The 25,365-nt window shown below is 66.7% G+C and carries 24 protein-coding genes; 10 read left to right on the plus strand and 14 right to left on the minus strand.

What is annotated here, in order from left to right; translation table 11 throughout:
- Positions 1-27: 27 nt before the first annotated feature.
- The gene (locus tag AC3WMR_RS05185; protein ID WP_492263894.1) at positions 28-1,266 is read right to left on the minus strand and encodes an efflux RND transporter periplasmic adaptor subunit; all 1,239 of its coding nucleotides are present in this window, start codon (positions 1,264-1,266) and stop codon (positions 28-30) included.
- Between the two features lie 552 nt (positions 1,267-1,818).
- On the opposite strand from AC3WMR_RS05185, the gene AC3WMR_RS05190 reads away from it, so the two are divergent.
- Positions 1,819-2,817 (plus strand): GlxA family transcriptional regulator, encoded by a 999-nt coding sequence (locus AC3WMR_RS05190; protein WP_492263893.1) that lies wholly within the window; start codon positions 1,819-1,821, stop codon positions 2,815-2,817.
- Positions 2,818-2,932: 115 nt separating this feature from the next.
- Here the strand turns inward: AC3WMR_RS05190 and AC3WMR_RS05195 are convergent, their stop codons facing one another.
- On the minus strand, positions 2,933-3,691 hold the full coding sequence (locus AC3WMR_RS05195; RefSeq protein ID WP_492263892.1) for an SDR family NAD(P)-dependent oxidoreductase: 759 nt from the start codon (positions 3,689-3,691) through the stop codon (positions 2,933-2,935).
- A gap of 38 nt (positions 3,692-3,729) precedes the next feature.
- Positions 3,730-3,900 carry an SDR family NAD(P)-dependent oxidoreductase gene (locus tag AC3WMR_RS05200; RefSeq protein WP_492263891.1) on the minus strand — a complete coding sequence of 57 codons (171 nt, stop codon included), beginning with the start codon at positions 3,898-3,900 and terminating at the stop codon, positions 3,730-3,732.
- A 344-nt stretch (positions 3,901-4,244) separates the two neighbouring features.
- Here AC3WMR_RS05200 and AC3WMR_RS05205 point away from each other — a divergent pair, with 344 nt between their 5' ends.
- The 7 genes from AC3WMR_RS05205 (at position 4,245) to AC3WMR_RS05235 (ending at position 10,083) form a co-directional block, all read left to right on the plus strand.
- Positions 4,245-5,096: an imm11 family protein gene (locus AC3WMR_RS05205; RefSeq protein WP_492263890.1), complete on the plus strand. Its 852-nt coding sequence runs from the start codon at positions 4,245-4,247 to the stop codon at positions 5,094-5,096.
- A 175-nt stretch (positions 5,097-5,271) separates the two neighbouring features.
- Entirely contained in the window at positions 5,272-6,252 is a 981-nt protein-coding gene (locus tag AC3WMR_RS05210) for a Bug family tripartite tricarboxylate transporter substrate binding protein (protein WP_492263889.1), read from the plus strand.
- A gap of 34 nt (positions 6,253-6,286) precedes the next feature.
- Positions 6,287-7,243 carry a tripartite tricarboxylate transporter substrate binding protein gene (locus AC3WMR_RS05215; protein WP_492263951.1) on the plus strand — a complete coding sequence of 319 codons (957 nt, stop codon included), beginning with the start codon at positions 6,287-6,289 and terminating at the stop codon, positions 7,241-7,243.
- Between the two features lie 22 nt (positions 7,244-7,265).
- The gene (locus tag AC3WMR_RS05220; RefSeq protein WP_492263888.1) at positions 7,266-7,910 is read left to right on the plus strand and encodes a flavin reductase family protein; all 645 of its coding nucleotides are present in this window, start codon (positions 7,266-7,268) and stop codon (positions 7,908-7,910) included.
- A gap of 37 nt (positions 7,911-7,947) precedes the next feature.
- Positions 7,948-8,562 carry a glutathione S-transferase family protein gene (locus AC3WMR_RS05225; protein WP_492263887.1) on the plus strand — a complete coding sequence of 205 codons (615 nt, stop codon included), beginning with the start codon at positions 7,948-7,950 and terminating at the stop codon, positions 8,560-8,562.
- A 13-nt stretch (positions 8,563-8,575) separates the two neighbouring features.
- Positions 8,576-9,190, plus strand: coding sequence for a carboxymuconolactone decarboxylase family protein (locus AC3WMR_RS05230; RefSeq protein WP_492263886.1), 615 nt, complete (start codon positions 8,576-8,578; stop codon positions 9,188-9,190).
- Positions 9,187-10,083 carry an amidohydrolase family protein gene (locus AC3WMR_RS05235; protein WP_492263885.1) on the plus strand — a complete coding sequence of 299 codons (897 nt, stop codon included), beginning with the start codon at positions 9,187-9,189 and terminating at the stop codon, positions 10,081-10,083. The genes AC3WMR_RS05230 and AC3WMR_RS05235 overlap by 4 nt, the downstream gene beginning before the upstream one ends.
- Before the next feature lie 12 nt (positions 10,084-10,095).
- On the opposite strand, the gene AC3WMR_RS05240 is transcribed toward AC3WMR_RS05235, so the two are convergent.
- The 6 genes from AC3WMR_RS05240 to AC3WMR_RS05265 all read right to left on the minus strand — a co-directional run bounded on the left by AC3WMR_RS05240 (position 10,096) and on the right by AC3WMR_RS05265 (position 17,851).
- Positions 10,096-11,058: a LysR family transcriptional regulator gene (locus AC3WMR_RS05240; RefSeq protein WP_025140970.1), complete on the minus strand. Its 963-nt coding sequence runs from the start codon at positions 11,056-11,058 to the stop codon at positions 10,096-10,098.
- Positions 11,059-11,121: 63 nt separating this feature from the next.
- Positions 11,122-12,093: a Bug family tripartite tricarboxylate transporter substrate binding protein gene (locus tag AC3WMR_RS05245; protein WP_492263884.1), complete on the minus strand. Its 972-nt coding sequence runs from the start codon at positions 12,091-12,093 to the stop codon at positions 11,122-11,124.
- 44 nt (positions 12,094-12,137) lie between these two features.
- The gene (locus AC3WMR_RS05250; RefSeq protein ID WP_492263883.1) at positions 12,138-14,468 is read right to left on the minus strand and encodes an acyl-CoA dehydrogenase family protein; all 2,331 of its coding nucleotides are present in this window, start codon (positions 14,466-14,468) and stop codon (positions 12,138-12,140) included.
- Entirely contained in the window at positions 14,465-15,688 is a 1,224-nt protein-coding gene (locus tag AC3WMR_RS05255; RefSeq protein ID WP_492263882.1) for a CaiB/BaiF CoA transferase family protein, read from the minus strand. Before AC3WMR_RS05255 ends, AC3WMR_RS05250 begins: the two co-directional genes overlap by 4 nt.
- Before the next feature lie 108 nt (positions 15,689-15,796).
- A complete protein-coding gene (locus AC3WMR_RS05260) occupies positions 15,797-16,594 on the minus strand; it encodes an enoyl-CoA hydratase/isomerase family protein (RefSeq protein ID WP_492263881.1) in 798 nt (265 codons plus the stop codon).
- Positions 16,595-16,630: 36 nt separating this feature from the next.
- Complete coding sequence (locus AC3WMR_RS05265) at positions 16,631-17,851, minus strand: CaiB/BaiF CoA transferase family protein (protein WP_492263880.1); 1,221 nt, start codon at positions 17,849-17,851, stop codon at positions 16,631-16,633.
- Positions 17,852-17,971: 120 nt separating this feature from the next.
- Between AC3WMR_RS05265 and AC3WMR_RS05270 the strand changes: the two genes are divergently transcribed.
- Entirely contained in the window at positions 17,972-18,391 is a 420-nt protein-coding gene (locus AC3WMR_RS05270; RefSeq protein WP_492263879.1) for a TetR/AcrR family transcriptional regulator, read from the plus strand.
- Between the two features lie 117 nt (positions 18,392-18,508).
- Here the strand turns inward: AC3WMR_RS05270 and AC3WMR_RS05275 are convergent, their stop codons facing one another.
- From AC3WMR_RS05275 to AC3WMR_RS05285, 3 genes are all read right to left on the minus strand, one after another.
- Positions 18,509-19,435: an alpha/beta hydrolase gene (locus AC3WMR_RS05275; RefSeq protein ID WP_492263878.1), complete on the minus strand. Its 927-nt coding sequence runs from the start codon at positions 19,433-19,435 to the stop codon at positions 18,509-18,511.
- Between the two features lie 112 nt (positions 19,436-19,547).
- Entirely contained in the window at positions 19,548-19,769 is a 222-nt protein-coding gene (locus tag AC3WMR_RS05280; protein WP_492263877.1) for a hypothetical protein, read from the minus strand.
- Between the two features lie 44 nt (positions 19,770-19,813).
- Positions 19,814-20,557, minus strand: a complete 744-nt coding sequence (locus AC3WMR_RS05285) for an SDR family oxidoreductase (RefSeq protein ID WP_492263876.1) — start codon at positions 20,555-20,557, stop codon at positions 19,814-19,816.
- A gap of 112 nt (positions 20,558-20,669) precedes the next feature.
- Between AC3WMR_RS05285 and AC3WMR_RS05290 the strand changes: the two genes are divergently transcribed.
- Positions 20,670-21,581, plus strand: coding sequence for a LysR family transcriptional regulator (locus AC3WMR_RS05290; protein WP_492263875.1), 912 nt, complete (start codon positions 20,670-20,672; stop codon positions 21,579-21,581).
- Here the strand turns inward: AC3WMR_RS05290 and AC3WMR_RS05295 are convergent.
- Both AC3WMR_RS05295 and AC3WMR_RS05300 read right to left on the minus strand, forming a co-directional pair.
- Positions 21,560-22,954 carry a GntP family permease gene (locus tag AC3WMR_RS05295; protein WP_492263874.1) on the minus strand — a complete coding sequence of 465 codons (1,395 nt, stop codon included), beginning with the start codon at positions 22,952-22,954 and terminating at the stop codon, positions 21,560-21,562. The genes AC3WMR_RS05290 and AC3WMR_RS05295 overlap by 22 nt on opposite strands.
- Before the next feature lie 109 nt (positions 22,955-23,063).
- A complete protein-coding gene (locus tag AC3WMR_RS05300) occupies positions 23,064-25,244 on the minus strand; it encodes a TonB-dependent siderophore receptor (RefSeq protein ID WP_492263873.1) in 2,181 nt (726 codons plus the stop codon).
- Positions 25,245-25,365 lie beyond the last annotated feature (121 nt).

A 25,365-nucleotide genomic window follows, 5' to 3' on the forward strand; every position in this document is an offset into this window, starting at 1 on the left:
TCCTTTAGGACAGCCGCCAGCGCATCATTACGACGCGGACGCGGGCTTGCTGCCGGAAATGAGAGGGTTCGAGTTCCCTATCCCGCTTTGGGAGGCCGCCGGTTCCGGCTTCGTTTGTACTTTTGCGCCTGGAATGGCGTGTTGTTGCCCGGCGACGATCACTCGGTCGTCGGCGGCCAGGCCGCCACGTACGATCCTGAGCCCATCAATGAGCGGGCCGAGTTCGATGGCCCTGACGAGCACAGTGCCTTCGGCGGAAACGGTGAGAACCGTCTTGCGCGTCTGGTCCATCTGGACCGCGGAATCGGGGATCAGCAAGGCAGGCGTGCCGGATCCGCTTGCTAGCCTCATGTTTCCGAATAATCCCGGTGTCAGGAACAATCTCGGATTCTCGATCACGGCACGCATCCGTATGGTTCCCGAGCGGGGGTCGATCCCGTTATCCGTGAAGTCGAGCCTGCCGCGCCAGGCGTAATCAGGCTCATCCTGAAGACGTATCTCGACCTGGGTTTGGGCCGCGCTTGGTTCCTGTGCGCGCATAGCTTTGAGGTACAAGGCTTCCGACGCGTCGAATGTGAAATAGATCGGATCCAGCGCGTTGATGGTGGTCAGGCGGGTGCCGCTACCGGCCTCTCCGCTCATGACCAGGTTGCCCGGGTCGACGCGTCGGTCAGAGACTCTGCCCGTAATGGGCGAGCGTACCTGGGTGAATTCCAGCTCAAGTGACTTCAGCGCGACGCGGGCTTGAGCGCCGGCGACGTTTGCCGTTCCCGTCCGCACACGCGCCTGCAACTGATCGATGTCGCTCTTTGAAATCGCGCTGTCGCCCGCCAGTCGATGCGCTCGCGCGAGGTCGGCGCGTGCCAGCGTGAGCTCGCTGGTCGCGCTCGCGAGGCCGGCTTGCGCCTCGGCGTAGGCGGCCTGGTAGGGGCGCGGGTCGAGGGAGAAAAGCAATTGGCCCTGCTGGACGATTTCGCCGTCCTTGAAATGCACCCCTACGATTTGGCCCGACACCCTGGGAAGGACTTCCACGCGGCGGCTCGCTTCGAAACGGCCGACATAGTCGTCCCATTCGATAACGGTGCGCTGCACCGGCAATGCGACGGATACCGTGGGAGGCTCCAAGGTACCGGCCGACAACGACTTCTTGCCGGGCAGTAGAAACAAGGCGCATGCCGTTGCGGTGGTGAGCCCCGCGGCCAGCAGAGCCACGCGCAGGAAGGTCGGTTTTGCTCCCGTGCGGGAGGGAAGGCGTGGACGGGTCATGCGGCTGCACTCCACGCAGGGTTGGACTCTCTATGCATCATGTTGGATATCGCTATGTAAGAGGACTCGAATGCGCCATGCGTACGTCGGCCACGCTTCTACGGACTATCCGTTGGCATAGACGCTTTCGTTGGCCCGAGACAATCCGCCCGGCGCGTGAGGGAGTCGCGTCGAGCGATGTGAATCCGGGTTATCCCAGGCTTTCAACGTGTGCAGATTCTCCGGCCGGCGAGCCAATGGCAAAAGGACTAAGTTCCCTCTTTTAGGGTCATGGCGTGCGGACTGGATATTCTGAAATTTTCGATGCTGGGACGATGCGATGCGTCAGTTAATGCGCGCCATAACGGTGAAACTCTCTTCGTTCAGGGGTGGGAATACGTGATTCGCCCTTGCGTCTGGCAGGCTGTGTCTCGTCGTGCCGGGGTGACGGTTTTTGAGGTATATATGTCTTACCCGCCACCATGCTGGGTGTGTACTATCAGATCTCGTCCACGCACGGGCCGGTAGCCAGGATGCGGTGGAGCCTGCTTCCGACCGTTGTGCAAGAGTGTTATGAACCCAACATCATCGAGCGCGAGTCCCGCTTCGCGGGACGTCGCCTTCCTTGTATTCCGCGACTTCCAGATCCAGGACGTGACCGGGCCGCTGGCGGCGTTCGAGGTGGCCAGCAGGCTCCTGGGCGACGACGCTTACGGATGCCAGGTCATATCGCTGGCAGGAGGACCCGTTCAAAGTTCGGCGGGCCTGGAAGTCACCACGGCGAAGGCCGGATTTTCGGCCTACGACACAGTGATCGTGGCGGGAGCCGGCCTTGGCGCCTACCCCGATGACGCATTGCCGGAAACCCGCGACTACTTGAACCACGTCGTCGCCAAGGGCGCTCGCCGCATCGCAAGCGTATGCACAGGGGCCTTCATTCTGGCTGCGAGCGGCCTCTTGGACGGTCGGTGCGCGACGACACACTGGAAATACGCCGCCCGTCTGCAACGGGAGTACCCGCGGGTGAAAGTGGATGGCGATCGGATCTTCACACGAGAAGGTGGCATCTGGACGTCAGCCGGCGTCACGACTGGCATCGACATGGCGTTGGCAATGATCGAAGAAGATCATGGCGCCGACTTGTCTCACGCGGTCGCCCAGATGCTGGTCGTCTACCATCGCCGGCCCGGAGGGCAATCCCAATTTTCGGCCATCGCCGATATGGAGCCCGAGTCGGACAGAATTCGTAATGTGCTGACTTATATACGTGAACACTTGCACGAATCATTGTCGACCGAGCTCCTGGCTTCCGTGGCCTGCCTGAGCCCCCGGCAGTTCGGCCGCGCCTTTCTTGCCGAAACGGGGGAGACTCCGGCCAAGGCTGTCGAGCGCCTGAGAGTCGAGGTGGCCAGGCAGCGCGTCGAGCGTGGCGCGGAGCCTATCGAAATCATCGCCCACAAAATCGGTTTCACCGATCCCGAAAGAATGCGCCGGGCATTCATTCGCGTGCTTGGTCACCCGCCGCAGAGCATCCGGCGCATGGCATCCCGGGAAGCGTCTCCGCTTGCCTGACTATGGTGCCCACCCGGGAGTGGAGCCAATCCTTTAATCCGGCGGCCGTCCGGGCTGGCATGCCCAGTAAGCGCCCAGCGAGTGTTGTTGCGGAAGGCCGCGGTCATCCAGGCGATTAAACGTGCTGGCCTCCATTCACGTCGATTTCCGCGCCATTCACATACGAGGCTCCGTTCGAACAAAGGAAGAACATCACTCCTGCGATTTCTGTTGGGTCGCCAAGCCGGCCCATCGGCACGTTCGCCTGAACCATGGCCTCGGTGCCTGGAGACAAGAGGGAGGTGTCGATCTCGCCGGGCGCGATCGCATTGGCCCGGATTCCCATCGGACCGAACTCGAAAGCCTGTTCGCGCGTGAGCGCGGTGAGGGCCGCCTTAGAGCAGGCATAAGCCGCTCCTGCGAAGGGATGAACGCGAGAACCCGCTATCGACGTCACGTTGACGATCGCGCCTTGCGCTATGCGGAGTTCCGGCAGGAGTAGACGGACGATCATCGCTGCGGAGAAAAGATTGACGTTGAAAAGCGAAAGCCACTCTTCATATGCCGTCATGCTGACGCCCTTGCGCTCGCCGTTCGCCAGTTTCGGTGAAATCGCGGCATTGTTGATAATCGCGGCCAGTTTCGCGCCACCCAGGCGCCGGCGGACTTCAGCCGCGATCAGCTCGTACGAGCTCGGGTTCGCCAGATCGGCGGTAATGTGGTCGTCTACGCCGCCCACCCACGCGCATTCACTCGAAAAGCTCGCCCGCGATACCGTCAAGACACGCCACCCTCTGTGGTGAAACAATTTCACTGTCGCGTGCCCAATACCACGGCTCGCGCCGGTTAGCAGCAATGTGGGCCGCGCTATTTGCTGAGAAGGGCCGGGTGCCATTTGCATTATCCTGGAACGAGCGATGAAGATTGAACTCGTCAGGCGTTGATTTCGCCGTCAACGACCAGGCCGGTGCCTGTGATGTGGCGTCCGTCTGGGTAGGTGATCACGGCGTCCGCGCCGCGTGCAGATAGCTCCTGCGCAATCGCCGCGCCGATCCCCCGAGCCCCGCCGGTGACGATCGCCCGCTTTCCTGAAAGATCATTCATACATCGCTCTCTTTTTGACGAAGACGCCAGCCGTCGCATAGGCAATGTCGAAGTTTCACCCTACTGGTGTTCTGCGTAAAAGACGTTGATCCCTCAAATTTCGCCAGCGCGGCCAGTGTCCTTTTGTAGGTACGCAACCTATCCGTTGGCGCGGGGGCATAGCGGCCAGGGTGCGGCCAAGCCGAAGGAGTAAAGCCTCACCTCTCAGCAGTGAGGCACCGGACCGACCCGAAAATGACGCAACCCGTTAAGTCTCCCTGCGGTCCAGTTCGTTCAAATAACCCTGATGGACCGCACGCGCCCAGCGTCCGCTTCTGGCCCCGCGAGCGGCCATACGTTTTACTATGGCGAAATCCCATGCCAAGCCGCTGGACACACCCTGCGCAGAAAAGCAGGCCATTGCATTCAATGAGATACCTCGAAAATTGCCTGGCAGCGACGAAGATCTGCCGCGGGCTATATATCCAGCTCACTCCGAACAAAAGGATTCATCAAGATTGGCTTCAGCGAATTCGACCCCTTTAGCCACCATGATGCAAGCCACCGTGACCGAACCTACCGCCATTGACGTTTCAGCCGCAGCCGCCTCGCTTAAGGGCGTTTTTTTCATGATCGACGCCAGCTTCCTGGGCAACGGCGGGGTCGCCGGCATAGCAATCGCCAACGAAGAGACGTTGATCCTTCCGGGGATGAATGTCGTCTCGCGGCCTGACGGAACGCCAAATCAGTATCCGGAGCGTCCCCACCTGGTCCATGTACCGGAGAAGGGCGCAATGCCACGGGATCTGGAGGAGCTTGCCGGCATATGGATTGTGTCGGAACCTTTGAAGCAGGTGTTTGAGCAGATGGACGCCGAGGCGTTTGCATTTGTGGCATGCGACTTCAGCCTTGCTGACGGGAGCCCCGGTCCCCAGTACTACCTGGGCAATGTGCTGCGCAGACTCGATGCCCTGGATGAAGCCTCCTCCCGCGTGCGGACCAAGCTCGACCACAATTATCAGACCGGCGAGGACGAGAAGCTTTATAGCCTCGTCGGCGGCGCCAGCCTGGTGTTCAGACAGGATGTTGTGGGAGAGGCCCATATTTTCCGCCAGGATCGCATGGGAGCGCCTCCCATCTGCGATCGCGCGATGTTTGACGCATTGCGTGCGGCCAACTTCTCCGGCGTACGGCTGCGCGACGTAGCCGATCTCTAAGTCGGACGCACCGCCGCCTGCCCGGCCGCGCGTGAGGCGGCTGTCTGCATCGTAGTCGCGCTGCCGCTCCGCGTCCCGATGTCGAGCAAAGCAGATATGCGGTCCTGCGCATAGCGCCATATCTGCGCCGCGCCTACCATGCTGCAAACACAAGAACCCCCAGGGTGGAGACAGCATGCGAATGGCAAGTGCGCTGACAGCGGTCAGCCTGTGGCTCGGTGCGGGCCTGATATCGGCGGCGGTGGCGGCCGGGGCGTATCCCGACCGGCCGGTCAAACTGATCGTGCCGTTCCCGGCCGGCGGGGCCACCGACCTGATGGCGCGCTCGCTGGCGCAGGGGCTGGGCGAAAAGCTCGGCCAGACCGTCGTGGTGGAAAACCGCGGGGGGGCCGGCGGCGCCATCGGCGCCGAGGCCGTGGCCAGCGCCACGCCCGACGGCTACACGCTGCTGTATTCGACCATGGGCGTGCTGACCATCAACCCGTCGTTGTATCCCAAGCTGCGCTATGACCCGCAGCGCAGCTTCGCACCGGTGTCGCTGACCAACCTGACCTCCAACCTGCTGGTGGTCAACCCCGCGCTGAAGGTCGACTCGGTGGCTGCGCTGGCCGAGATGGCGCGCCAGCGGCCGGGCGAACTGACCTTCAGTTCCTCGGGCAACGGCACCACCAGCCACCTGGCGGGCGAGATGTTCAAGACAGCGGCGCATGCCGACATCCGTCACATTCCCTACAAGGGGACGTCGGGCGCCATCAATGACTTCCTGGCCGGCCGCATCTCGATGATGATCGACACCTCGTCCAACTTCATCGAGCAGGTCAAGCAGGGCAAGGTGCGGGCGCTGGCCGTGACCAGCCGCCAGCGACTGGCGGCGCTGCCCGACGTGCCATCGATGTCGGAGACGCCGGGGTTCGAGGACTACGAGGTCAGCCTGTGGTCGGGCGTGCTGGCGCCGGCGGGCACGCCGCGTCCGGTCATTGACCGCCTGAATGCCGACATCCAGGCGGTGATGACGTCGCCGCAGATGGTCGAGCGCATGGCCGGCTATGGCATCCAGACCACTCACAGCACGCCGGAGGCCTTCGCCGAACGCATCCGCGTCGATACGGCAAAATGGGCGCGCATCATCGAACAGTCCGGCGCACGCGCCGATTGAAGCCCCGGCCCCCAAGGGAACTCCCATGCGTATGATGCTTCGATCCCTGCTGGCGACGGTTGCGCTGTCCGTCGCTGCCGCCTCCGCCATGGCGGCCTATCCCGACCGGCCCGTCATTCTGGTCAATCCCTATGCCGCGGGCGGCCCCGCCGACGTGGTGGCGCGCAGCCTGGCGCGGGCGCTGGAAAAGCGCCTGGGCCAGCCGGTGGTGGTGGAGAACAAGCCCGGCGGCGGCGCGTCTATCGGCACCGGCTTCGTGGCGCGCGCCAAGCCGGACGGCTACACGCTGCTGCTGGGCACCTCTGCCGGCCACGTGGTCACGCCGCTGATGCAGAAGACCGCGTACGACGGCGTCAAGGGCTTCGCCTTCTGCTCGGTGGTGGCGGTGCAGCCCATCATGCTGGTGGTCAATCCGTCGCGCGGCATCCGCTCGGTGCCGGCGCTGATCGCCCGCGCCAAGGCCGAACCCGGCAAGTGGAGCTACGGCTCGGCCGGCGTGGGCGGCGCCACGCACCTGGGCGCCGAACTGTTTCAGCAGGTCGCGGGTGTGCAGTTGAATCACATTCCCTATGCCGGTGCGTCGCCTGCCATCAACGACGTGGTGGGCGGCCAGACCGACCTGGCCATGCTGAACCTGTCGGCCAGCCTGCCGTTCATTCGCCAGGGGCGCCTGGTGGCGCTGGCCTATGCGTCGGACAAGCGCTCCCCCTTGCTGCCGGACGTGCCGACGCTGGCCGAAGCGGGCGTGGCGGGCGCGGACGCGGCCACCTGGTACAGCCTGGCGGCGCCCGCCGGCACGCCCGCGGACATCGTGCGCACGCTGAGCGAGACCGTCCGGTCCGTGAACGACGATCCCGACTACCGCCGCGTCATGCAGGAGCAGGCGATAGAGTTGATGGCGTTGTCGCCGCAGGAGGCGGACGCCTACGTCGCCAAGGACCAGGCCGACATGCGCCGACTGCTGGGCGCGCTGGGGCTGCTGGCCAAATGAGGACGCAAGGGACGCATCATCCATGAATTTCGATTTCAGCCAACTGAGCACCACCAATGCCTTCAAGCTGCTGTCCAGCGTGGTGGTGCCGCGGCCCATCGCCTGGGTGGTGAGCCAGTCGGCCCTGGGGCAACGCAACGCCGCGCCGTTCTCGTTCTTCAACGTGGTCAGCAGCGATCCGCCGATCGTGGCGCTGGGCATTGGCCCGCGCGGCGGACACCTCAAAGACACGTCGCGCAATATTCTTGAGACCGGCGAGTTCGTCATCAACCTGGTGTCGGCCGAGCTGGCCGCGCAGATGAACCACACCAGCCTGGACTACGTGGCTGAGGTGGATGAGCTGACGCGCGCCGGGCTGGCGACCGAACCGTCGCTGGTGGTCGCGCCGCCGCGCATCGCCCTCAGCCCGGCAGCGCTGGAATGCCGCGTGTGGCAGGTGCTTGATGCCGCGCCGCAGCGGGTCATCGTGCTGGCGCGGGTGGTGGCGCTGTACCTGCGCGACGACGCGCTGCTGGATGCACAGCGCTTCCACGTGGACACCCCCGCGCTGCGCCTGCTGGGCCGCATGCACGGCGCCGGCTGGTATGCGCACACCAGCGACCTGTTCCAGATGCGCGCGCCGGACGCCGCCAACGATCCGGCGGTGCGGCCGGCCCAGGGCCATTGAAGCGCGTCACGATTGCGAATCCACAGGGAGCCTTTTGATGAAACTGCATTGGTCGCCGCGCTCGCCCTTCGTGCGCAAGGTGATGATCGTTCTGTACGAAGCCGGCATCGCCGACCGCGTGACGCTGGTGCGCACGCCGGTGGCGATGGACAAGCCCAACCTGGACCTGGTGGCGGACAACCCGTTGATCAAGCTGCCAACGCTGGTGCTGGACGACGGCACCCCGGTGTACGACTCGCGTGTCATCTGCGCCTATCTGGACGGCCTGGCCGGCGCCGGCCTGTTGCCGGCGGACCCGGCCGCGCGCCTGCTGGCCGAACGCCGCCAGGCGCTGGGCGACGGTTTCCTGGACGCGCTGCTGCTGTACCGGCAGGAGCGCAACAAACCGGTCGACAAGCAGACCCAGGCCTGGCTCGATGCCTTCGCGCTGAAGACCCGCGCCGTGCTGGCCGTGCTGGAAGCCGAGGCCCCGGCGCTGCGGGCCAGCCGCTTCAACCTGGGCCTGATCGCCATCGGTTGCGCGTTGTCGTATCTGGACTATCGTTTCCCGGACCTGGCCTGGCGCGATGGCCATCCGGCGCTGGCCACCTGGCACCAGGACTTCAGTGCACGGCCCTCGGTGCAGCGCAGCCAGCCCGACGAAACCCCTTGAGCGAAGGACGATGATGAGCCGCATTCCCCTGCCCACGCCCGACAGCATGAGCGACGACCAGAAGCGCGTGTACGAGCGCATCGTCTCCGGCCCGCGCGGCCGGCTGGTCGGCCCCTTGCGTGCGGCGCTGCACAATCCCGAGCTGGCCGAGCGCTGGCAGGCGCTGGGCGCGTTGCTACGCTTTGGCACCAGCCTGCCGCCGCGCGTCAGCGAACTGGCCATCGTGGTCACCGCGCGGCGCTGGAACAGCCAGATCGAATGGCACATCCACGCCCAGGCCGCCCGCGCCGCCGGCATTTCGGATGCGGTGCTGGACGCCATCCAGGCCCGCCGCGAACCTGCCTTCGACAACCGCGACGACGAGATCGTCTACGCCTACGCCTGCCAGTTGCAGGAGACCGGCCAGGTCGAACCCGCGCTCTACGCCGAGGCGGTGCGGCGCTGGGCCGCGGTGGGCGTGGTCGAGCTGACCGCCGTCATCGGCTACTACACCATGGTGTCGATGACGCTGAACGCGCATGAGATCCCGATGCCGGACGACGCGCCCGCGCCGCTGGACGTGCCGCAACAGGATGGCTGGCCGGCGCTGAGCCGGCTGGCGCCGCTGGCCGGGCAAGGCAAGGCATGACCGCCGCCAGCGCTTACGTGCCCGACAGCGTCGAGACGCCGCGTATGCCGGCGGTCCCCGCCCAGCCGCTGCCGCCACAGGCCTGCGACACGCACTGCCACGTGTTCGGCCCCTACGACCGCTTTCCGCTCTGGCATCCGTCGTCCTATGCCGCGCCCGACGCGCCGGCGCAGCGCTACCTGCGCATGCTGGACACCCTGGGCGCCGCACGCGGCGTGCTGGTGCAGCCCGCACCCTACGGCACGCATCCCGACGCCTTGCTGGACGCGCTGGCGCAGGGCGGCGACCGCCTGCGCGGTATCGCGGTGGCCGACCCGTCGGTCAGCGACGCGCAACTGCAGGCCCTGTATGACGGCGGCGTGCGCGGACTGCGCTTTGTCGAGGCGCGCGACCCGGCCGGGAATCTGTTTCCGGGCAGCGTCGGCTTCGATCAGGTCGCCGCGCTGGCCCCACGCATGAAGCAATACGGCCTGCACGCGCAGCTGTGGGCCCCGTGCGATACCTATCTGCAGCACCTGCCGGCGCTGGCGACGCTGAACCTGCCGTTGGTGATCGACCACCTGGGCAGCCTGGTGCCTGCGCGTGGCGAGCAGGATCCGGCGTTCCAGCTGCTGCGCGGCCTGCTGGCCGATGGCCGCCTGTGGATGAAGCTGACGCTGTGCCGCGTGGGCAGCGCGCCGGACTACGAGAACGCGCGTTTCATCCACGACGCCTTCGTCGCCGCCAACCCTGATCAGGTGCTGTGGGGCTCGGACTGGCCGTTCGTGCGCATGGGCGAGTCTGCCCCCTCGGCCGACGCCCTGGTGGCGGTGGCGCAGCGTTGGCTGGGCGATGACGCCCTGCGTCGCAAGGTGTGGGTCGATAACCCGGCGCGGCTGTACGGCTTCGCCTGAAGCGCCGGCCCGTCAGGGGCTGGCGTGCCACACGCCTTCGCCGCCGATCTCGCGCACCAGGCTCTGGATTTGCGCCGCCACCTCGGTGACGGTGCGGCCCGGCCCCTTGGCGCGGGCAAACGCCATCGAGATGATTCGGCCCATGGCCGGATCGCGCAGCGCGGCAATGCCCAGGCGGCCTTCCTGCACCTCTTGCCAGACCGCGTGCAGCGGTAGCACCGTGTACATGTGCTCGTGCTCGACGATGGACTTCATCAGCGGCAGCGAATCGGCCTCGATGAGCGGCGCGATGGTGATCTTGCGCGCCCGCGCCAGCCCGTCCAGCGCATTGCGCAGGCCGTTGGGCGCGCCGGGCAGGATGAAGGGCAGGCCATCCAGCTGTTCGAACGCGACTTCGCCGCCGCTCGTCAGGGGATCGCCGGCCGCGCCCACCAGGTACGAATCGACCGAGGCCAGCGCTTGCTCGCCCGGTGGGCATTTGTCGCCATAGCGGTAAAGGATGGCGATGTCCACGCGGCTGTCGGTCAGCCATTCTTCGATCTGGCCGCTGGAGCCTTCGAGAATCTTCAGGTGTACCTTGGGGAACTGTTTGCGCAGCCGCGAGAACAGCCGCCGGATCAGCGGATGCGCGGTGGACGGCAGCAGCCCCAGCGTGACTTCGCCGGCCGGCTCGCGTGCCTCGCCGTTCAGTTCCAGTTCCAGGCGCTCGGCATCGCCAAGCAGCGTGCGTACCAGCGGAAACAGGCGCTCGCCCACCTCGGACAGGTGCACGCCGCGGCCGGTGCGATTGAACAGCCGCGCATTGCACTCGCGTTCCAGCGCGTTGATGCGGCGGCTCAGCACCGACTGGTCCTGGTCCAGGTACAGGGCGGCGCGCGAGATGCTGCCCAGTTCCGCGATGGCCAGGAAGGCCCGCCACTTGTGCAGGTCGGCGGTGACGTCCAGGCTCAGGCCCGTGGCTTTGGCAGGCGGCATGATCAATAAGGCGGCAACGAAATAGACGGCATAAGGGTACGGCAAAAGCGGGCCGGCATGGGACTATTCCAGCCCCAGCTTGCCGCGCCGGATCACCTCGCCCCATTTCTTCGATTCGGCCTGCATCAGCGCCTGGTAGGCCTCGGGCGTGGTGGCCGTGGGAATGGCCCCCTGGTCGATCATTTTCTGCCGCAGGGCCGGCTCGGCCAGCGTCTGGGCGATGGCCTGCGACATCTTCTGCACGATCTCGGGCGGGGTGCCGGTCGGGGCGATGATGCCGTAGTTCGATTCCACGATCACATCGGGAAAACCCGCCTCCTTGGTGGTCGGCACATCGGGCAGACCCTCGAAGCGCGTCGGGCTGGCGACCGCCAGCGTGCGCAGCTTGCCGGCCTTGATGAAGCCCAGCACCGCCGAGGCGTCTCCGGGGAACATCTGCACCTCGTTGGACAGCAGCGCCGTGACGGCGGGCGACGCGCCCTTGTACGGCACGTGCATGATGTCGATGCCGGTCTGCTGCTTGAGCAGTTCGCCGCCCAGGTGCGGGGTGGTGACGTTGCCGGCCGAGCCATAGTTGTACTTGCCGGGCTGGCGCCGGGCGCTGGCGACGAAGTCGGCCAGCGTGGCGTCGGGCAGGGACGGGTTGACCACGATCACCAAGGGAATGCGCGCCACCAGTGACACGTACTGGATCCTGGACACGTCGTACGGCACCTTCATCACGTGCGGCAGGCCGGTGATGGCGCCCGGCACGCCGAAGCCGAAGGTGTTGCCGTCGGGCGTGGCGCGCACCGTGGCATCCACGCCGATGGTGCCGCTGGCGCCGGCCTTGTTCTCGATCACGATGGTCTGGCCCAGCCGCTGGCCCAGCGCCGGCGCCAGCAGCCGCGCCAGGTTGTCGACCGAGCCGCCGGGCGGGTAGGGCACGATCAGCCGGATCGGCTGGCTCGGCCAGGGCGCGGCGGCCTGGCCCGGGGCGGCAAAGGTGGCGCCCAGCAGCAGGGTGGCCACCGTCATTGCGGTTGCTTGCTTCATCTGTCTCTCTCCTGTGGCGCCGGCTCGGGGCCGGCGCATCGTTGTCATGCGCCTTCCAGGCCGAGCTGCCTGGCGTAGATATTGCGCTGGATCTCGTTGGTGCCGCTGAAAATGGTGGCCGCCAGCGCGTTGACGTATGGCGCCAGCGCGTGCACCTGCCCGTTGCCATAGCCCAGCCGCATCGCCGCGCCGCCGTATTCCTCGGCGATCTGGATCAGCAGGGCGCCCAGCCGTTCGTGCGTCTCCGTGGCCCACACCTTCAGCAGCGACAGCTCGGGCGGCAGCGGCCGCCCGGCCTTGGCGAGCTCTGCGAAGACGCTGTACATGGCGGTCAGGTCGGCCGCGTCCAGCCGTAACTCGGCCAGCCGGTCGGCGAATGCCGGGTCGGCCAGCAGGCCGCGCTGGCGCGCGATGCTGTAGATCTGCTGCAAGGCATGGTTGGCGTGCTTGGGGCTGCCGCTGAACAGGCGCTCGAAGCCCAGCAGCGCCTTGGCGATGCCCCAGCCGGCGTTCAGCTCGCCGACGACGTTGGCGCGCGGCACGCGCACCTGGTCGAAGAACACCTCGCAGAATTCCTCGTGCCCCGACAGCGTGCGGATGGGGCGGCGGCTCACGCCCGGACTGGCCAGGTCGACCAGCAGGAAGCTGATGCCGGCCTGCTTCTTGACCGTCTTGTCGGTGCGCACCAGCATGAACATGTGGGTCGCGTCCTGGGCCAGCGTCGACCAGGTCTTCTGGCCGCTCACCACCAGCTCGTCGCCGTCGACCAGCGCCTCGCAGCGCAGCGAGGCCAGGTCCGAACCGGCGTTCGGCTCCGAATAGCCCTGCGCCCATACCGCTACGCCCGACAGGATGCCCGGCAGGAAGCGGGCGCGTTGTTCTGCGGTGCCGTGGCGGATCAGGATCGGCCCCAGCATCACCAGCCCCTGGTCCGGCGCGCGCGCCACGCCGTGGCGTTCGGCCTCTTCGATGAAGGCGATCTGGCGCGCTGGCGACAGCGCCATGCCGCCATGCTCGCGCGGCCACGACGGCGCGATCCAGCCCTGGCGCGACAGCGTGAAATACCAGTCCCTGATCTCGTCCCAGTGCAGCCGCCACGGCACGTGGCGCAGGTGCTCGGGATAATGGGCGCGGAAAAAGCCGCGTACCAGCCGGCGGAAATCAGCTTCAGGCATGCCGTTCCAGTCGGCCTCGCGCGGGAAGTCGATGGCGGGCACGGCGGCGTCGTCCTCGGCGTCCTGCGCAGGCAGCGCCGCCAGCGCGCCATAGCGCTGGCGATGGGCCGCAGCATTGCCCAGCCACGCCGCCAGGTGCAGCGCGCTGCGGAAGTACAGGCTGACGTCGCATTCGTCGGTGTAGCCGATGGCGCCGTGCAGCTGGATCGCCAGCCGCGCGGCCTCAAGGCCGGCGCGCGCCGCACGGGCCTTGGCGCGGCTGGCCACGCTCTTGCGCAAGGTGGCGTCGTCCGGCTGCGCGGCCAGCGCATCCAGCGCGTCCAGCAGGCTGTTGGCCGCCAGCTCGACCTGCATGGCGGCGTCCACCAGCCGGTGCTGCAAGGCCTGGAACGACGCCAGCGGCCGGCCGAACTGCTGGCGCGTGTTCAGGTAGGCCACCGAATCGGCCAGCACTTGCCGCGCCAGGCCCACCAGTTCCGCCGCTTGCATCAGGCGGCCCAGGTCCAGCGCTTCGTCCACCGCGTCCAGCACTGCGTCGATTGCCAGCAGCGCGTGCGCCGGCACCACGGCCGACTCGATCGCCAGGTGGCAGGCGACGGTGCCGTCGGCGCGCTCGTGGACGTGCGCGGACACGCCTGGCGTGCCGGCCGCGACGTAGAAGAGGGCGCTGCCGCGCTCGCCATCGGCCGTGACCAGCCAGCCATCGACGCCGGCCCCCGGTACCACGTGGCGCTTCTCGCCATTGAGCACGTACGCACCCTCGCGTTCGATGACGCTGACGCCGAAGGCCGTGGCGGCCTCGCCGGCCTCCAGCTGGCCCTCGGTCTCTTGCCAGGCCAGCCCGATCAGCGTTGCGCCGCCGCACACCGCTTGCAATAGCGCGTCGCGTCGCGCCGCATCGACCGGCGCGATCCGTGCCAGCAGCGCCGCCGGCAGCACGCCCGCGGCCACCAGCGGTTCGGGCAGTTGCGCGCGGCCCGCTTCCTCCAGTACCGCCGCCATGGCCCGCCAGTCCAGCCCAAGGCCGCCTCGCGCTTCGGGCACGCTCATGCCGAGCCAGCCGACCTCGGCGATCTCGCGCCAGTAGTCGCGGTCCGGCGGGGCCGCGCTGCGCTTGCGCTGGCGCTGGTCGCGCCGCTGCAGGAAGTCGCGCGCGCTGTCGCGGATCTCTTCGATCAGGTCAGGGTCGATGCCGCTCATACGATGCCCTCCGCCCGCAAGCGGGCAATCTCGTCATCGGCCAGTCCCAGTTCGGTGCGCAGGATCTCGGCCGTGTGCTCGCCCAGCAGGGGCGGCGGCAGGCCGCCCGAGATCGGCGTGCCGGAAAAATGGATTGGATTGCGGATGACCGGCAGGGTGCCCAGTTGCGGGTGCTCGACGCTGCCCAGCACCTCGCGGTGGCGCACCTGCGGGTCTTCGAACACCTGGTCCATGGTGTAGATGGGCCCGCAGGGCACGTTGGCCGCCGCCAGCGCCTGGTTCCAGTCCTGCACGGTGCGGGCGCGCATGGCCGGCTCGATCAGTCGCGACAGTTGCGGCTGCGCGGCGGCGCGCTTGGGGTTGGTATCGAAGCGCGCATCGCATGCCAGGTCGGGCAGCCCGATCACCTGGCAGAAGCCGCGGAACTGCGAGTCGTTGCCCACCGCCACCATCAGGTGCCCGTCCTGGCATTCGAACGCACGGAACGGCGCGGTGATCTGCGAGGCCGAGCCCATGCGCGCCGGCAACTGGCCGCTGGCCAGGTAGTTCATGCCGATGTGCGACAAGGCCGCGATCTGCGCGTCCAGCAGCGCCAGGTCGATGTGCTGGCCCGTGCCGGAAACCTGGTCACGGTGCCGCAGCGCCGCCAGGATGGCGCATACCGCATAGAACCCCGCCGTCAGGTCCGACACCGAATAGCCTGCCTTGACCGGCCCCGCGCCGGGCTCGCCGTCGGGCACGCCGGTCACGCTCATCAGCCCGCTCATGGACTGGAAGATGGGGTCGTAACCCGGCAGGTGGCTGTAGGGCCCGCTCTGGCCGAAGCCGGTGATCGAGCAATACACCAGGCGCGGATTGACGGCCGCCAGCGCCGCGTAGTCCAGCCCGTAGCGGCGCAGGTCTCCGGCCTTGAAGTTCTCGATGACGATGTCCGCCTGTCGTGCCAGCTGCCGCACCAGCGCCTGCCCCTCGGGTCGGGAAATGTCGATGGTCAGCGACTTCTTGCCGCGGTTCATGGCCACGAACGACGAGGTCTGCGGGCTGGGTGCGCCGTCGCGGCCGGGCATCGGGTAGCCCTGGTGGCGCACGTCGTCGCCGCGCCCGGGGCGCTCGACCTTGATCACCTCGGCGCCGAAGTCGGCCAGCATCTGCGCCGCCCACGGCCCAGAGAACACCCGGCTCAGGTCCAGCACCTTCACGCCGTCCAATGCGCTCGTCATGTCGTCTCCTTGTGTCTTTTTTCTCTGCGAAGTGCAGGCAGCGCCAGGTCTTGCTCCTGCGGCGCCACCGCAATAGCTGTCATGCGTCCCGTCCCCGGGGCGGCGCTGCTAGCGCCCCTGGAATACCGGCGCGCGTTTTTCGAGGAAGGCGCGGCGCGCCTCCATCGCGTCTTCGGTCTTGGCGATGGCCGCGGTCATGTCCTGTTCGTAGCGGTAGCCGTCGCGCAGGCTCATGTCCTCGATGGCGTTGAGCGTCTGCTTGGCCAGCATGGTCGCCAGCGGGCTTTTGGACGCCAGCTCGCGCGCCAGTTCCAGCGCGCGTGGCATCAGGGCCTCGGCCGGCAGCGCTTCCTCGACCACGCCCAGCCGGTACAGCTCGTTGCCGTCCACCCGCAGCCCGGTCAGCATCATGCGCCGCAGGCGCGAATGGCCGAACAGCCGCATGCCGTGACGTCCGCCGCCCAGCAGCCCGACGTTGATCTCCGGCAGGCCCACCACCGCGTCGGACGCCGCCAGCAGGATGTCGCACGAGGCCACGATGGCCAAACCCGCACCCAGCGCGGCGCCGTTGATGGCGCCCACCACCGGCTTGGCGCATTCGCGGATGGCGTGGAAGCACTCGCGCGTTCGGCGCGAATGCTGCGGCAGGTCGCCCGGCCCCTTGATGGTGGCGGCGCGGTTCTTCAGGTCGGCGCCGGCGCAGAAGGTCTTGCCTTGGCCTGACAGCACTACCGCGCGCACCTCGGGCGTCTCGGAAATGCGGTCCAGCACCCACGCAAGCTCGTTCATCATCTCGGTGCTGAGCGCGTTGACGGGGGGATTGGCCAGCAGGATGGCGGCGACGCCGCCGTCCAGGCTGACGTCCAGCGCGGTGTAGGGCCCGGCCAGGTTTTCCGGCATGGTCATGGTGTGTCTCCTTGTTGTCGGGTCTGTCGAGGCCGGTCAGATGATCTTGCGGTCGCGGTAGTCCTGGATCTGCGCCGCGCTCAGCCCCAGTTCGGCCAGCACTTCGTCGGTGTGCTGGCCCAGCAGCGCCGGCGCGCGGTCCACCCGCAGTGCCGACTGCCCGAAGCGCAGCGGGTTCATCACCTGCGGCACCTCGCCGGCGACGGGGTGGGGCAGTCGCCGCAGCATGCCGCGGTGCTGCACCTGCGGGTCGTCGAACACCTCGGGCACCGTGTTGATCGAGCCGGCCGGCACCCCGGCCCGCTTCAGCAGGTCCAGCCAATGGGCGCGCGGCTCGCGGATGAAAATGGCGTCCAGCAGCGGATCGAGCGTGTCCAGGTTCTGCACGCGCTGGCTGTTGCTGACGTAGCGCGGATCGCGCGCCAGATTGGGCTGACCCAACGCATCGCACAGGGTGACGAACTGCGCGTCGTTGCCCACCACGATGACGATGTCGCCATCGGCGCAGGCAAAGGTGCGCTGCGGCTGGATATTGGGATGCGCCGTGCCGGTGCGGCGCGGCACGCGCCCGCCCAGCAGAAAATTCATGGCCTGGTTGGCCAGGAGGCCTACCTGCACGTCCAGCATGGCCACGTCGATGTACTCGCCCTGGCCGGTCTGCGAGCGCCGCAGCAAGGCGGCCACGATGCCCAGCGCGGCATACACGCCGGTGGTCAGGTCCACGATCGGCACGCCCACCTTCTGCGGCCCGCCGCCCGGCTTGTCATCGCGTTCGCCGGTCACGCTCATCAGCCCGCCCATGGCCTGGATCAGGAAATCGTAGGCCGGCTCGGCCGCGCGCGGCCCGGTCTGGCCGAACCCCGTCACCGAGCAGTACACCAGGCGCGGGTTGGTCGCCGACAGCGACGCGTAGTCCAGTCCCAGCCTCGCCAGCGTACCGACCTTGTAGTTCTCCAGCACCACGTCGGCATCGCGGCTCAGCTGCTTGACCAGCGCCTGGCCCTCGGCCGTCTGCAGGTCCAGCGTGATGGAACGCTTGCCCCGGTTGGTGGCCACGAAGTAGGCGCCGTCCGCCGTATCGCGGCCCTGCTCGTCCTTCAGGAAGGGCGGCCCCCAGGACCGGGTGTCGTCGCCCTGGCCGGGCCGCTCGACCTTGATGACGTCAGCGCCCAGGTCCGCCAGGATCTGGCTGGCCCAGGGGCCGGCCAGCACGCGGCTCAGGTCGAGCACTTTCAGGTTGGATAACAGCGATTGCAACGGACCTCTCCTTGACTGCGATGATTGGCAGCCAGTCTAGGAGTCGGTGAGCGCCTGGGGATGGGCCTGGGGGCGCAAAGCTGTTATGCGCTTCTGGCCTCGAAGTTGCATGTCACGCCTATGAGTCTTTACCACCACGTCGCAGATCGCGCGTCACTGTTGCGCGCGCTCGCGGACAAGGTGTACGGCGAGGTGCTGGAGGAAAACAAGGTATCGCTGAGTCAGCTTGCACAGGTCCGGCGGCTCTTGCTGCGCTACTACGATGCTGTCTCCAGGCACCCCCAACTGACGCTCGCCATTTTCTCCGAGCCACAGGCCTTTGCTGGCGTTACCAGACAGATCACTGCCAATCTCACCGTCTTGCTGGCGACGTTGACATCGAATGCCGAGACGTGGCGGGATATCCTGATTGATCATGCCCACGGCAGCGGCCTGGCGAGAATATCCGCCGCGGGCGGCACGAAAGCGGCCGAAATGCGCCGGCAGCAGTATTCGCTTGCGTTAGAGTGCTTGCTCGCCGAATTGGAACGACGGAAATAACGATCCTGACTACGTTTTCAATTCCATGCGCCGTCTGAAAGGTAGTCTGGTTCGTTATCTTCCGTCGTGCCGATCCGTTCGGCGAATGCGATCCGCGGTTCCTGGCGCAGCGACGCTTCAACGCACTGGCAGCAGATACTTCAACCCTTGCGTGAAGCCCCGTGGCGCGACGGTGAGATGATCCTCGTCGTTCAAGACCACTGACTTCAGTTTCAGGCCCGGGTACTTTCTGCTTTGCAGCGCCGTTTCCAAGGCCCGGTTGTCGGCGACCATGTCCACCGTTTGGTTATAGCGTCGATCGCCTTTGCGCAAGGCCTCGTAGGCGCCGACATAAAGATAGACATTCGCCTTCAGGTCCTGGTGCTGCCTGGCGTAGCTCGCTTCAAGCTTCAAGGCATATCGCTTGTCGTACCAGAGAGACGGGCTGCCGAGGATATAGCTGCTGAACAAGCCTGGTTCGGTGAACAGGATCTGCGTGCCTAGCAGCGCGCCGTAGGAGTGGCCCAGGAAGATTGCCCTGGCAGGGTCGGTGCGATAGCGAGCGGTGATGAAGGGCTTGGCCTGATCGCGCAGATAGTGTTGATAGGCCTGCGCCTGGCCATGGATCGACCCTGCGGGGGCCGTGCTCGGGCCGTTCGGTGTCGGCGTGTAGTCACGCTGGCGGCTGGCGCCGCCGGCCTCGCCTTTGCCATAGGACAAGCCGACGAGAATGAACTCCTCGATCTTGGGGCCTTCGACATTCAGGCGGCGCGCCAACTGGCGGATGATCGGGAAGGCGTAGTCGGCGTCGGTCACGTACAGCACGGGGTAGCGCCGCTGCGGCTCCTTGGCATAGGACGGCGGCAGCGCAACGAAGACTTGGTAGCCGCGTTTGGATACGGGATCGGGCACGTCCCATACCTCGCTATCGGCGATCTCGTAGGGGTGCCCGTCACCCGACTGCACCTTGGGCGTCGATGGGGCCTGAGCGTGCGCGGGGGCGGCCAGGGCGCCGAGGCAGGCCGCCAGGGCGATCAACAGGGCGTGCGGAAAACGTCGATGCATGTGGATTCTTCGTCGATGAGCGCTGCACTGGGCAGGTGGGAATGATACGGACCGATGACGCGTGGCGTGCTGGCTCGGCGGCTGGGTTGGATATCCTACCGAACCTTTTGCATTAAGAGGGCATGGGATGCCGTGGCAGAGCGCAGGCATCTTTGATGCCTTGAAACCGATCGTTGCGCCAATCGACCAATGAAGCCTGTTTCAAGCGAACCATCAGCCGCTCGCCCACCCGATCCATGACCCCGTCATAGCGCGCATACGCCGCCACGCGCGCCGTGTCGCTGGGTTTGCCGGCGCTGGGAAAGTGTTCGGTGCCGCTGTCGATGCGCGGCACTTGGCGGTTCAATCAGGGGGGACGGGCAGCACCCGGCCGTTGAATCAGGCGATGCCGCCGTTGGCGCGCAACACCTGGCCGTTGATCCAGCCGCCGTCCTGGCTGGCCAGGAAGGAGACGACGCCGGAGATGTCTTCGGGTTCGCCCAGGCGTTCCAGGGGCGGCATCTTGGCGAAGTGCTCGATCAGTTCGGGGCTCTTGCCTTTCTTGAAGAGGTCGGTGGCGACGGGGCCGGGGGCGACGGCGTTGACGGTGATGCGGCGGCCGCGCAGTTCCTTGGCGAACACGCGGGTGAAGCCTTCGACGGCGGCCTTGCTGGCGATGTAGATGCCATAGGTGGGCATGTTCAGCGCCAAGGTGGTGCTGGACACGTTGACGATGGCGCCGCCGTCGGCCAGGCGGGCGCCGGCTTCGCGCAGGGTGTTGAAGGTGCCGCGGGTGTTGATGTCGAAGGTCTGGTCGTATTGCTCGTCGGTGGTGTCGGCCAGCGTCTGCAGCTTGAGCACGCCTGCGTTGTTGACCAGTACGTCGATGCGGCCCAGGTCGGCCTCGACGTGATCGAACATGGCGCGCACGTCGGCGCTGTTGGCCACGTCGGCCCGCACAGTGGTGGCGCGGCCGCCGGCCTGGCGGATTTCGGTGGCCAGGGCGTCGGCTTCGGTGGCGCCGGACGCGTAGTTGATGGCGACGGCAAGGCCGTCGGCGGCCAGGCGGCGCACGATGGCGGCGCCGATGCCGCGGGATCCGCCGGTGACCAGGGCAACGCGTTGGGGGGCTTGGGTGTTCATATAAGGCTCCGTGGGTGAGGGGGTGAGACGAATCATCGACTATTCCAAACAAAAGATAATTACCCTGGTTTTGCTAACATAATTTCATTTACTTTAATAATCGGGGCCGGTTATGGATCGCTTTCAGGAAATGCAGGTGTTCGTGCGCATTGCCGAGCGGCGCAGTTTTTCGCAGGCGTCGGAAGACCTGCAGATTCCCCGCGCGACCGTGACCAACCTGATCAAGCGCATGGAAAAGCGGCTGGGGACGCGGCTGCTGGAACGCACCACCCGCCAGGTGCGGCTGACGCACGACGGCGAGGCCTATTACCGCCGCTGCGTGCGCCTGTTGGCCGACCTGGAAGAGGCGGACGGGGCCTTTCTGAACACGGCGCCCAAGGGGTTGTTGCGGGTGAATGTGCAGGGCACGCTGGCGCGGGTGTTCGTGGTGCCGGCGTTGCCGGCGTTCCTGGCGCGCTACCCGGACATCGTGCTGCACCTGGGCGAAGATGATCGCCTGGTGGACCTGGTGCGCGAAGGGGTCGATTGCGTGTTGCGCGCGGGCACCTTGCAGGATTCGTCGCTGGTGGGAAGGCAGATCGCGTTGATGCCGCAAGTGACGGTGGCCAGTCCTGCCTACCTGGCGCGCCATGGCGAACCGCGCACCCTGGACGATCTGCAAGGCCACCAGGCGGTGGATTACCTGTCATCGTCCACCGGCCGCAGCCTGCCGCTGGATTTCATGGTGGACGGGCGCAATGTGCTGGTGCGCCCGGCGGCGGTGGTCAGCGTGACGGGCGCCGAACTGTATGCCAGCGCGGCGCTGGCCGGCCTGGGGCTGGCGCAGGTGCCGCGCTACCGCGTGGCCGATGAACTGGCCAGCGGGCGGCTGATTGTGGTGCTGCCCGATTGCCCGCCGGCGCCGATGCCGGTGTCGGTGCTGTACCCGCAGAACCGCCAGGTGTCGGCGCGGGTGCGGGTGTTCAGCCAGTGGCTGGCCGAGATCTTCGGCCAGGCGTTTGGTCAGACGATGCCGGTCAGGTAGTACACCGCGATCACCAGGAAGACGGACAGCGTCGAGATCAGGGTGATGGCGAAGATGTCGCCATACGACTGGCGGTGGGTCAGGCCGGTGACGGCCAGCAGGGTGATGACGGCGCCGTTGTGGGGCAGGGTGTCCATGCCCCCGCTGGCCATGGCGGCGATGCGGTGCAGCACTTCCATGGGGATGCCGGCGGCGTTCGCGCTGTCGATGAAGGTCTGCGCCATGGCCGCCAGGGCGATGCTCATGCCGCCCGAGGCCGACCCGGTGATACCGGCCAGCGACGTGACCGCCACGGCTTCGCCCACCAGCGGGTCGGGAATGGCCTTGAGCGCGCCGGCCACCATCAGAAACCCCGGCAGCGCGGCGATGACGCCGCCAAAGCCGTATTCGGCGGCGGTGTTCATGGACGCCAGCAGAGCGCCGGACACGGCGCTTTTGCTGCCCTCGGCGAAATGCGCCCTGATGCTGGAAAACGAGAACACGAGGATGGTGACGATGCCGGCGATCAGCGCGCCCATCACCGCCCACAGCGCGACCTGATCGTCGGCGTTGACGGGCATGGGCTGGGCCAGGCCGGGCAGGTCCACCTGCGAGCCGGCGGGGTACCAGCCGGGAATCCAGCGCGTCAGCAGGTAGTTGGCCACGCCCACGACCACCAGGGGCAGCAGGGCGATCAGCGGGTGATGCTCGCGCCCATCGGGCGGCGTGGCCGGTTCGTTGCGCAGGTCGGTGCCGTAGGTTTCGCCCGCGGCGGCCGCGCGCTTGCGGCGCCATTCCAGGTAGCTGATGCCGGCCGTCAGCGTGAAGGCGGCGCCGATCAGCCCCAGCCAGGGCGCCGCCCAGGTGGTGGTCTCGAAGAACGTCGTGGGGATGATGTTCTGGATCTGCGGCGTGCCGGGCAGCGCCGTCATGGTGAAGGTGAAGGCGCCCAGCGCGATGGCGCCGGGCATCAGTCGCTTGGGGATGCCGCCCTGGCGGAACATCTCGGCCGCGAAGGGGTACACGGCGAACACCACGACGAACAGCGATACGCCGCCGTAGGTCAGCACGGCGCACACCAGCACGATGGCCATGATGGCGCGCTCGGCGCCGATCAGGCGCAGCACGGCCTGCACGATGGCCCGCGAAAAGCCCGACAGTTCGATCAGCTTGCCGAACACGGCGCCCAGCAGGAAGACGGGGAAGTACAGCTTGGCAAAACCCGCCATGCGCTCCATGAAGATGCCCGAGAACACGGGCGCCAGCGCCGACGGGTCGGTCAACAGCACCGCGCCCATGGCTGCGATGGGCGCGCAGAGAATCACGCTGTAGCCTCGATACGCCGCCAGCATCAGAAATGCCAACGCCGCCACCACGATAAACAATCCGGTCATCCGGTACTCCTGGAATGAGAGGTCAAGGGGTGTGGAGCTACACCTTAACAAATCAAACCAGGCGGCCGCTTGACAGGGCACAGGCCCGCGCCGCCGCGGACCCGGATGCCTAGTAGGTCGCGCGCAGCGTCAGCATCACGTTGCGCGGTTCGCCATAGATGCCGTAGTAGCTGGACGGCACGCGGGCGTAGTAGCTGCGGTCAAAGACGTTGTTCAGCGTCAGCGAGGCATCCAGGTTGCGGTTGATCTTGTAGCCAACCTGCGCGTCGACCACCGCGTAGCCGCCTTGCCACGAGACGTTGTTGCGGCTGGTGCGGCTTTGCGTGCGCACGCCGCCGCCCACGCGCCAGCCCGGCAGCACGTCGGGGGTGAAGCGGTAGGTGGTCCAGACCTTGAACAGGTGCTTGGGCGTTTCGGGGTTGACGATCTGGCCTTCCTGCGTGGGGTCCGACAGGTAGCGGGTCTGCAGGTAGGTGTAGCCGGCGTACAGGTCCCAATTGGGCAGCAGGCGGCCGGTGATTTCGGCTTCCACGCCCTGGCTCTGGGCCTCGCCCTGGGCCAGGTAGCGGCCGGGGTTGGCGTCGTCCGCCACGGCACGGTCCTTGTCGCGGATGCGGAACAGCGCCAGCGAAGCGTTGGCCGCACCGTCCAGGAATTCGCCCTTCAGGCCGACTTCGTACTGCTTGCCGGTGCGCGGCTTGAGCGGTTTGCCGTCGGCCGTCATCTGCCAGGCTTCCGAGAACGCGTAGACGTCCGAATAGCTGGCATAAGCGGACAGCCACGAATTCAGCTGCGCCACCGCACCGTAGTAGGGCACGAACTTGCGCACTTCGGGGTCGCGCCGGGTGTCGCCCGGCATGGGCAGCACGGCCTGCGTGGAATTGCGATACCAGCTCTGGCGCCCGCCCACGATCAGCGTCAGCGGGTCGGCGACGTTCAAGCTCAACTGGCCGTAGACGCCCATCTGGCTGGACGTGGACTTGTCGCCCGAGGTGTAGGGCAGGTCCGGGTTGGGCACGTCGATGTCGTAGATCGACACGTTGGTGTAGTTGGCGCCGCCCGAGCGGCTGTCCTGGTTACGCTCGGCGTAGTTGGCGCCGATCATGGCCTGATGGGTGCGGCCGAAGAGTTCGAACGGACCCGTGGCATGGGTGTCCATGCCCAGCCAGCGGATCTGGTCTTTCTGCACTTGCAGGCGGTAGCCGGCGCGGTCGTTGGCGGGGTTGACCGGGCCATTGACGTAGCCGTAGCGGCTGTCCAGGTCGGTCGAGCGGTAGTTCATGGACACCTGGCCGGTCCAGCCATTGGCAAAGCGGTGGCTCAGTTCGGTATAGATTTCGGACAGGGTAGTGTCGCCGCGCGCCCAGTCGGTGCCGTAGAAGCCCTTGCGCGGCGAATCGACGAACTTGCCGTTCGAGTAGATCGACAGGCCGTAGTCGAACGGCGCCATGCGCTGGCGCTGGTAGGCGGCGGACAAGGTCAACGTGGTGTTGGCCGTCAGGTCGAATTCCAGCGCGCCGTAGACCAGGCCCTGGCGGGTGTTGGCCTTGTCGAAGAAATAGTCGCGGTCCTGCGCGGCGAAACCGGCGCGGGCGCGCACGCGGCCGTCTTCGGTGATCGGGCCGGTGGCATCCAGCTCGGTGCGATAGTTGTTCCAGGAACCGGCCATGACCGCGCCGGTCAGGCTGAAGGCATCCTGCGGGCGCTTGCGCACCAGGTTGACGGTGCCGGCGGGGCTGCCAAAGCCTTGCAGCAGGCCGGCGGGGCCGCGCAGCACTTCCACGCGGTCGTACAGGGCCAGGTCGAACTGCGGCAGGTATTGCAGGGCGCCGTTGGCCGGAATGCCGTCGAACTGCACGTCGGCCTCGTAGCCGCGCGCGGTGAAATAGGCGGTGCCATCGCCGTAGGCCATGGCGCTGACGCCGGTGGTCTGGCGCAGGGCGTCTTCCACCGTGACCATGTTCTGGTCGTCCATGCGCTGGCGCGTCACGACCGACACTGAATTGGGAATATTGCGCACGTCGGCGCCGGTCTTGCTGACGGTGGCCTTGTTGGCGGTGTAGGACGGCACGCCTTCGGTCTGGCCGGGGTCGGACATCTTGTCGGCCGAGCCGGTCACGCGCACCGGGCTCAGTTGCGGCACGGCGTCGTCGGCGCGGGCCAGGGCGGGCAGGCACGCCTGGGCCAGCAGGGCGGCGGCCAGGGTCAGGCGCAGGCGGTGCGGGGCGGTGTGGGGGAAGACAGCGGGGCGTGGGCCAAAAGCGACAGGGAGGAGTGCGGCGGGGGTCATTTTCTTTTGAAAACAATGGGAATCATTTGCATTAATGATAAAAAGCAAGTTCCCCGAACGCAGGACAGAAAATGTCGAAAAACAGACATAACTGTCTGGATGCGCGTCGTTTGACCCATTA

The organism is Achromobacter sp. FW305-C-28 (genome assembly GCF_058783235.1).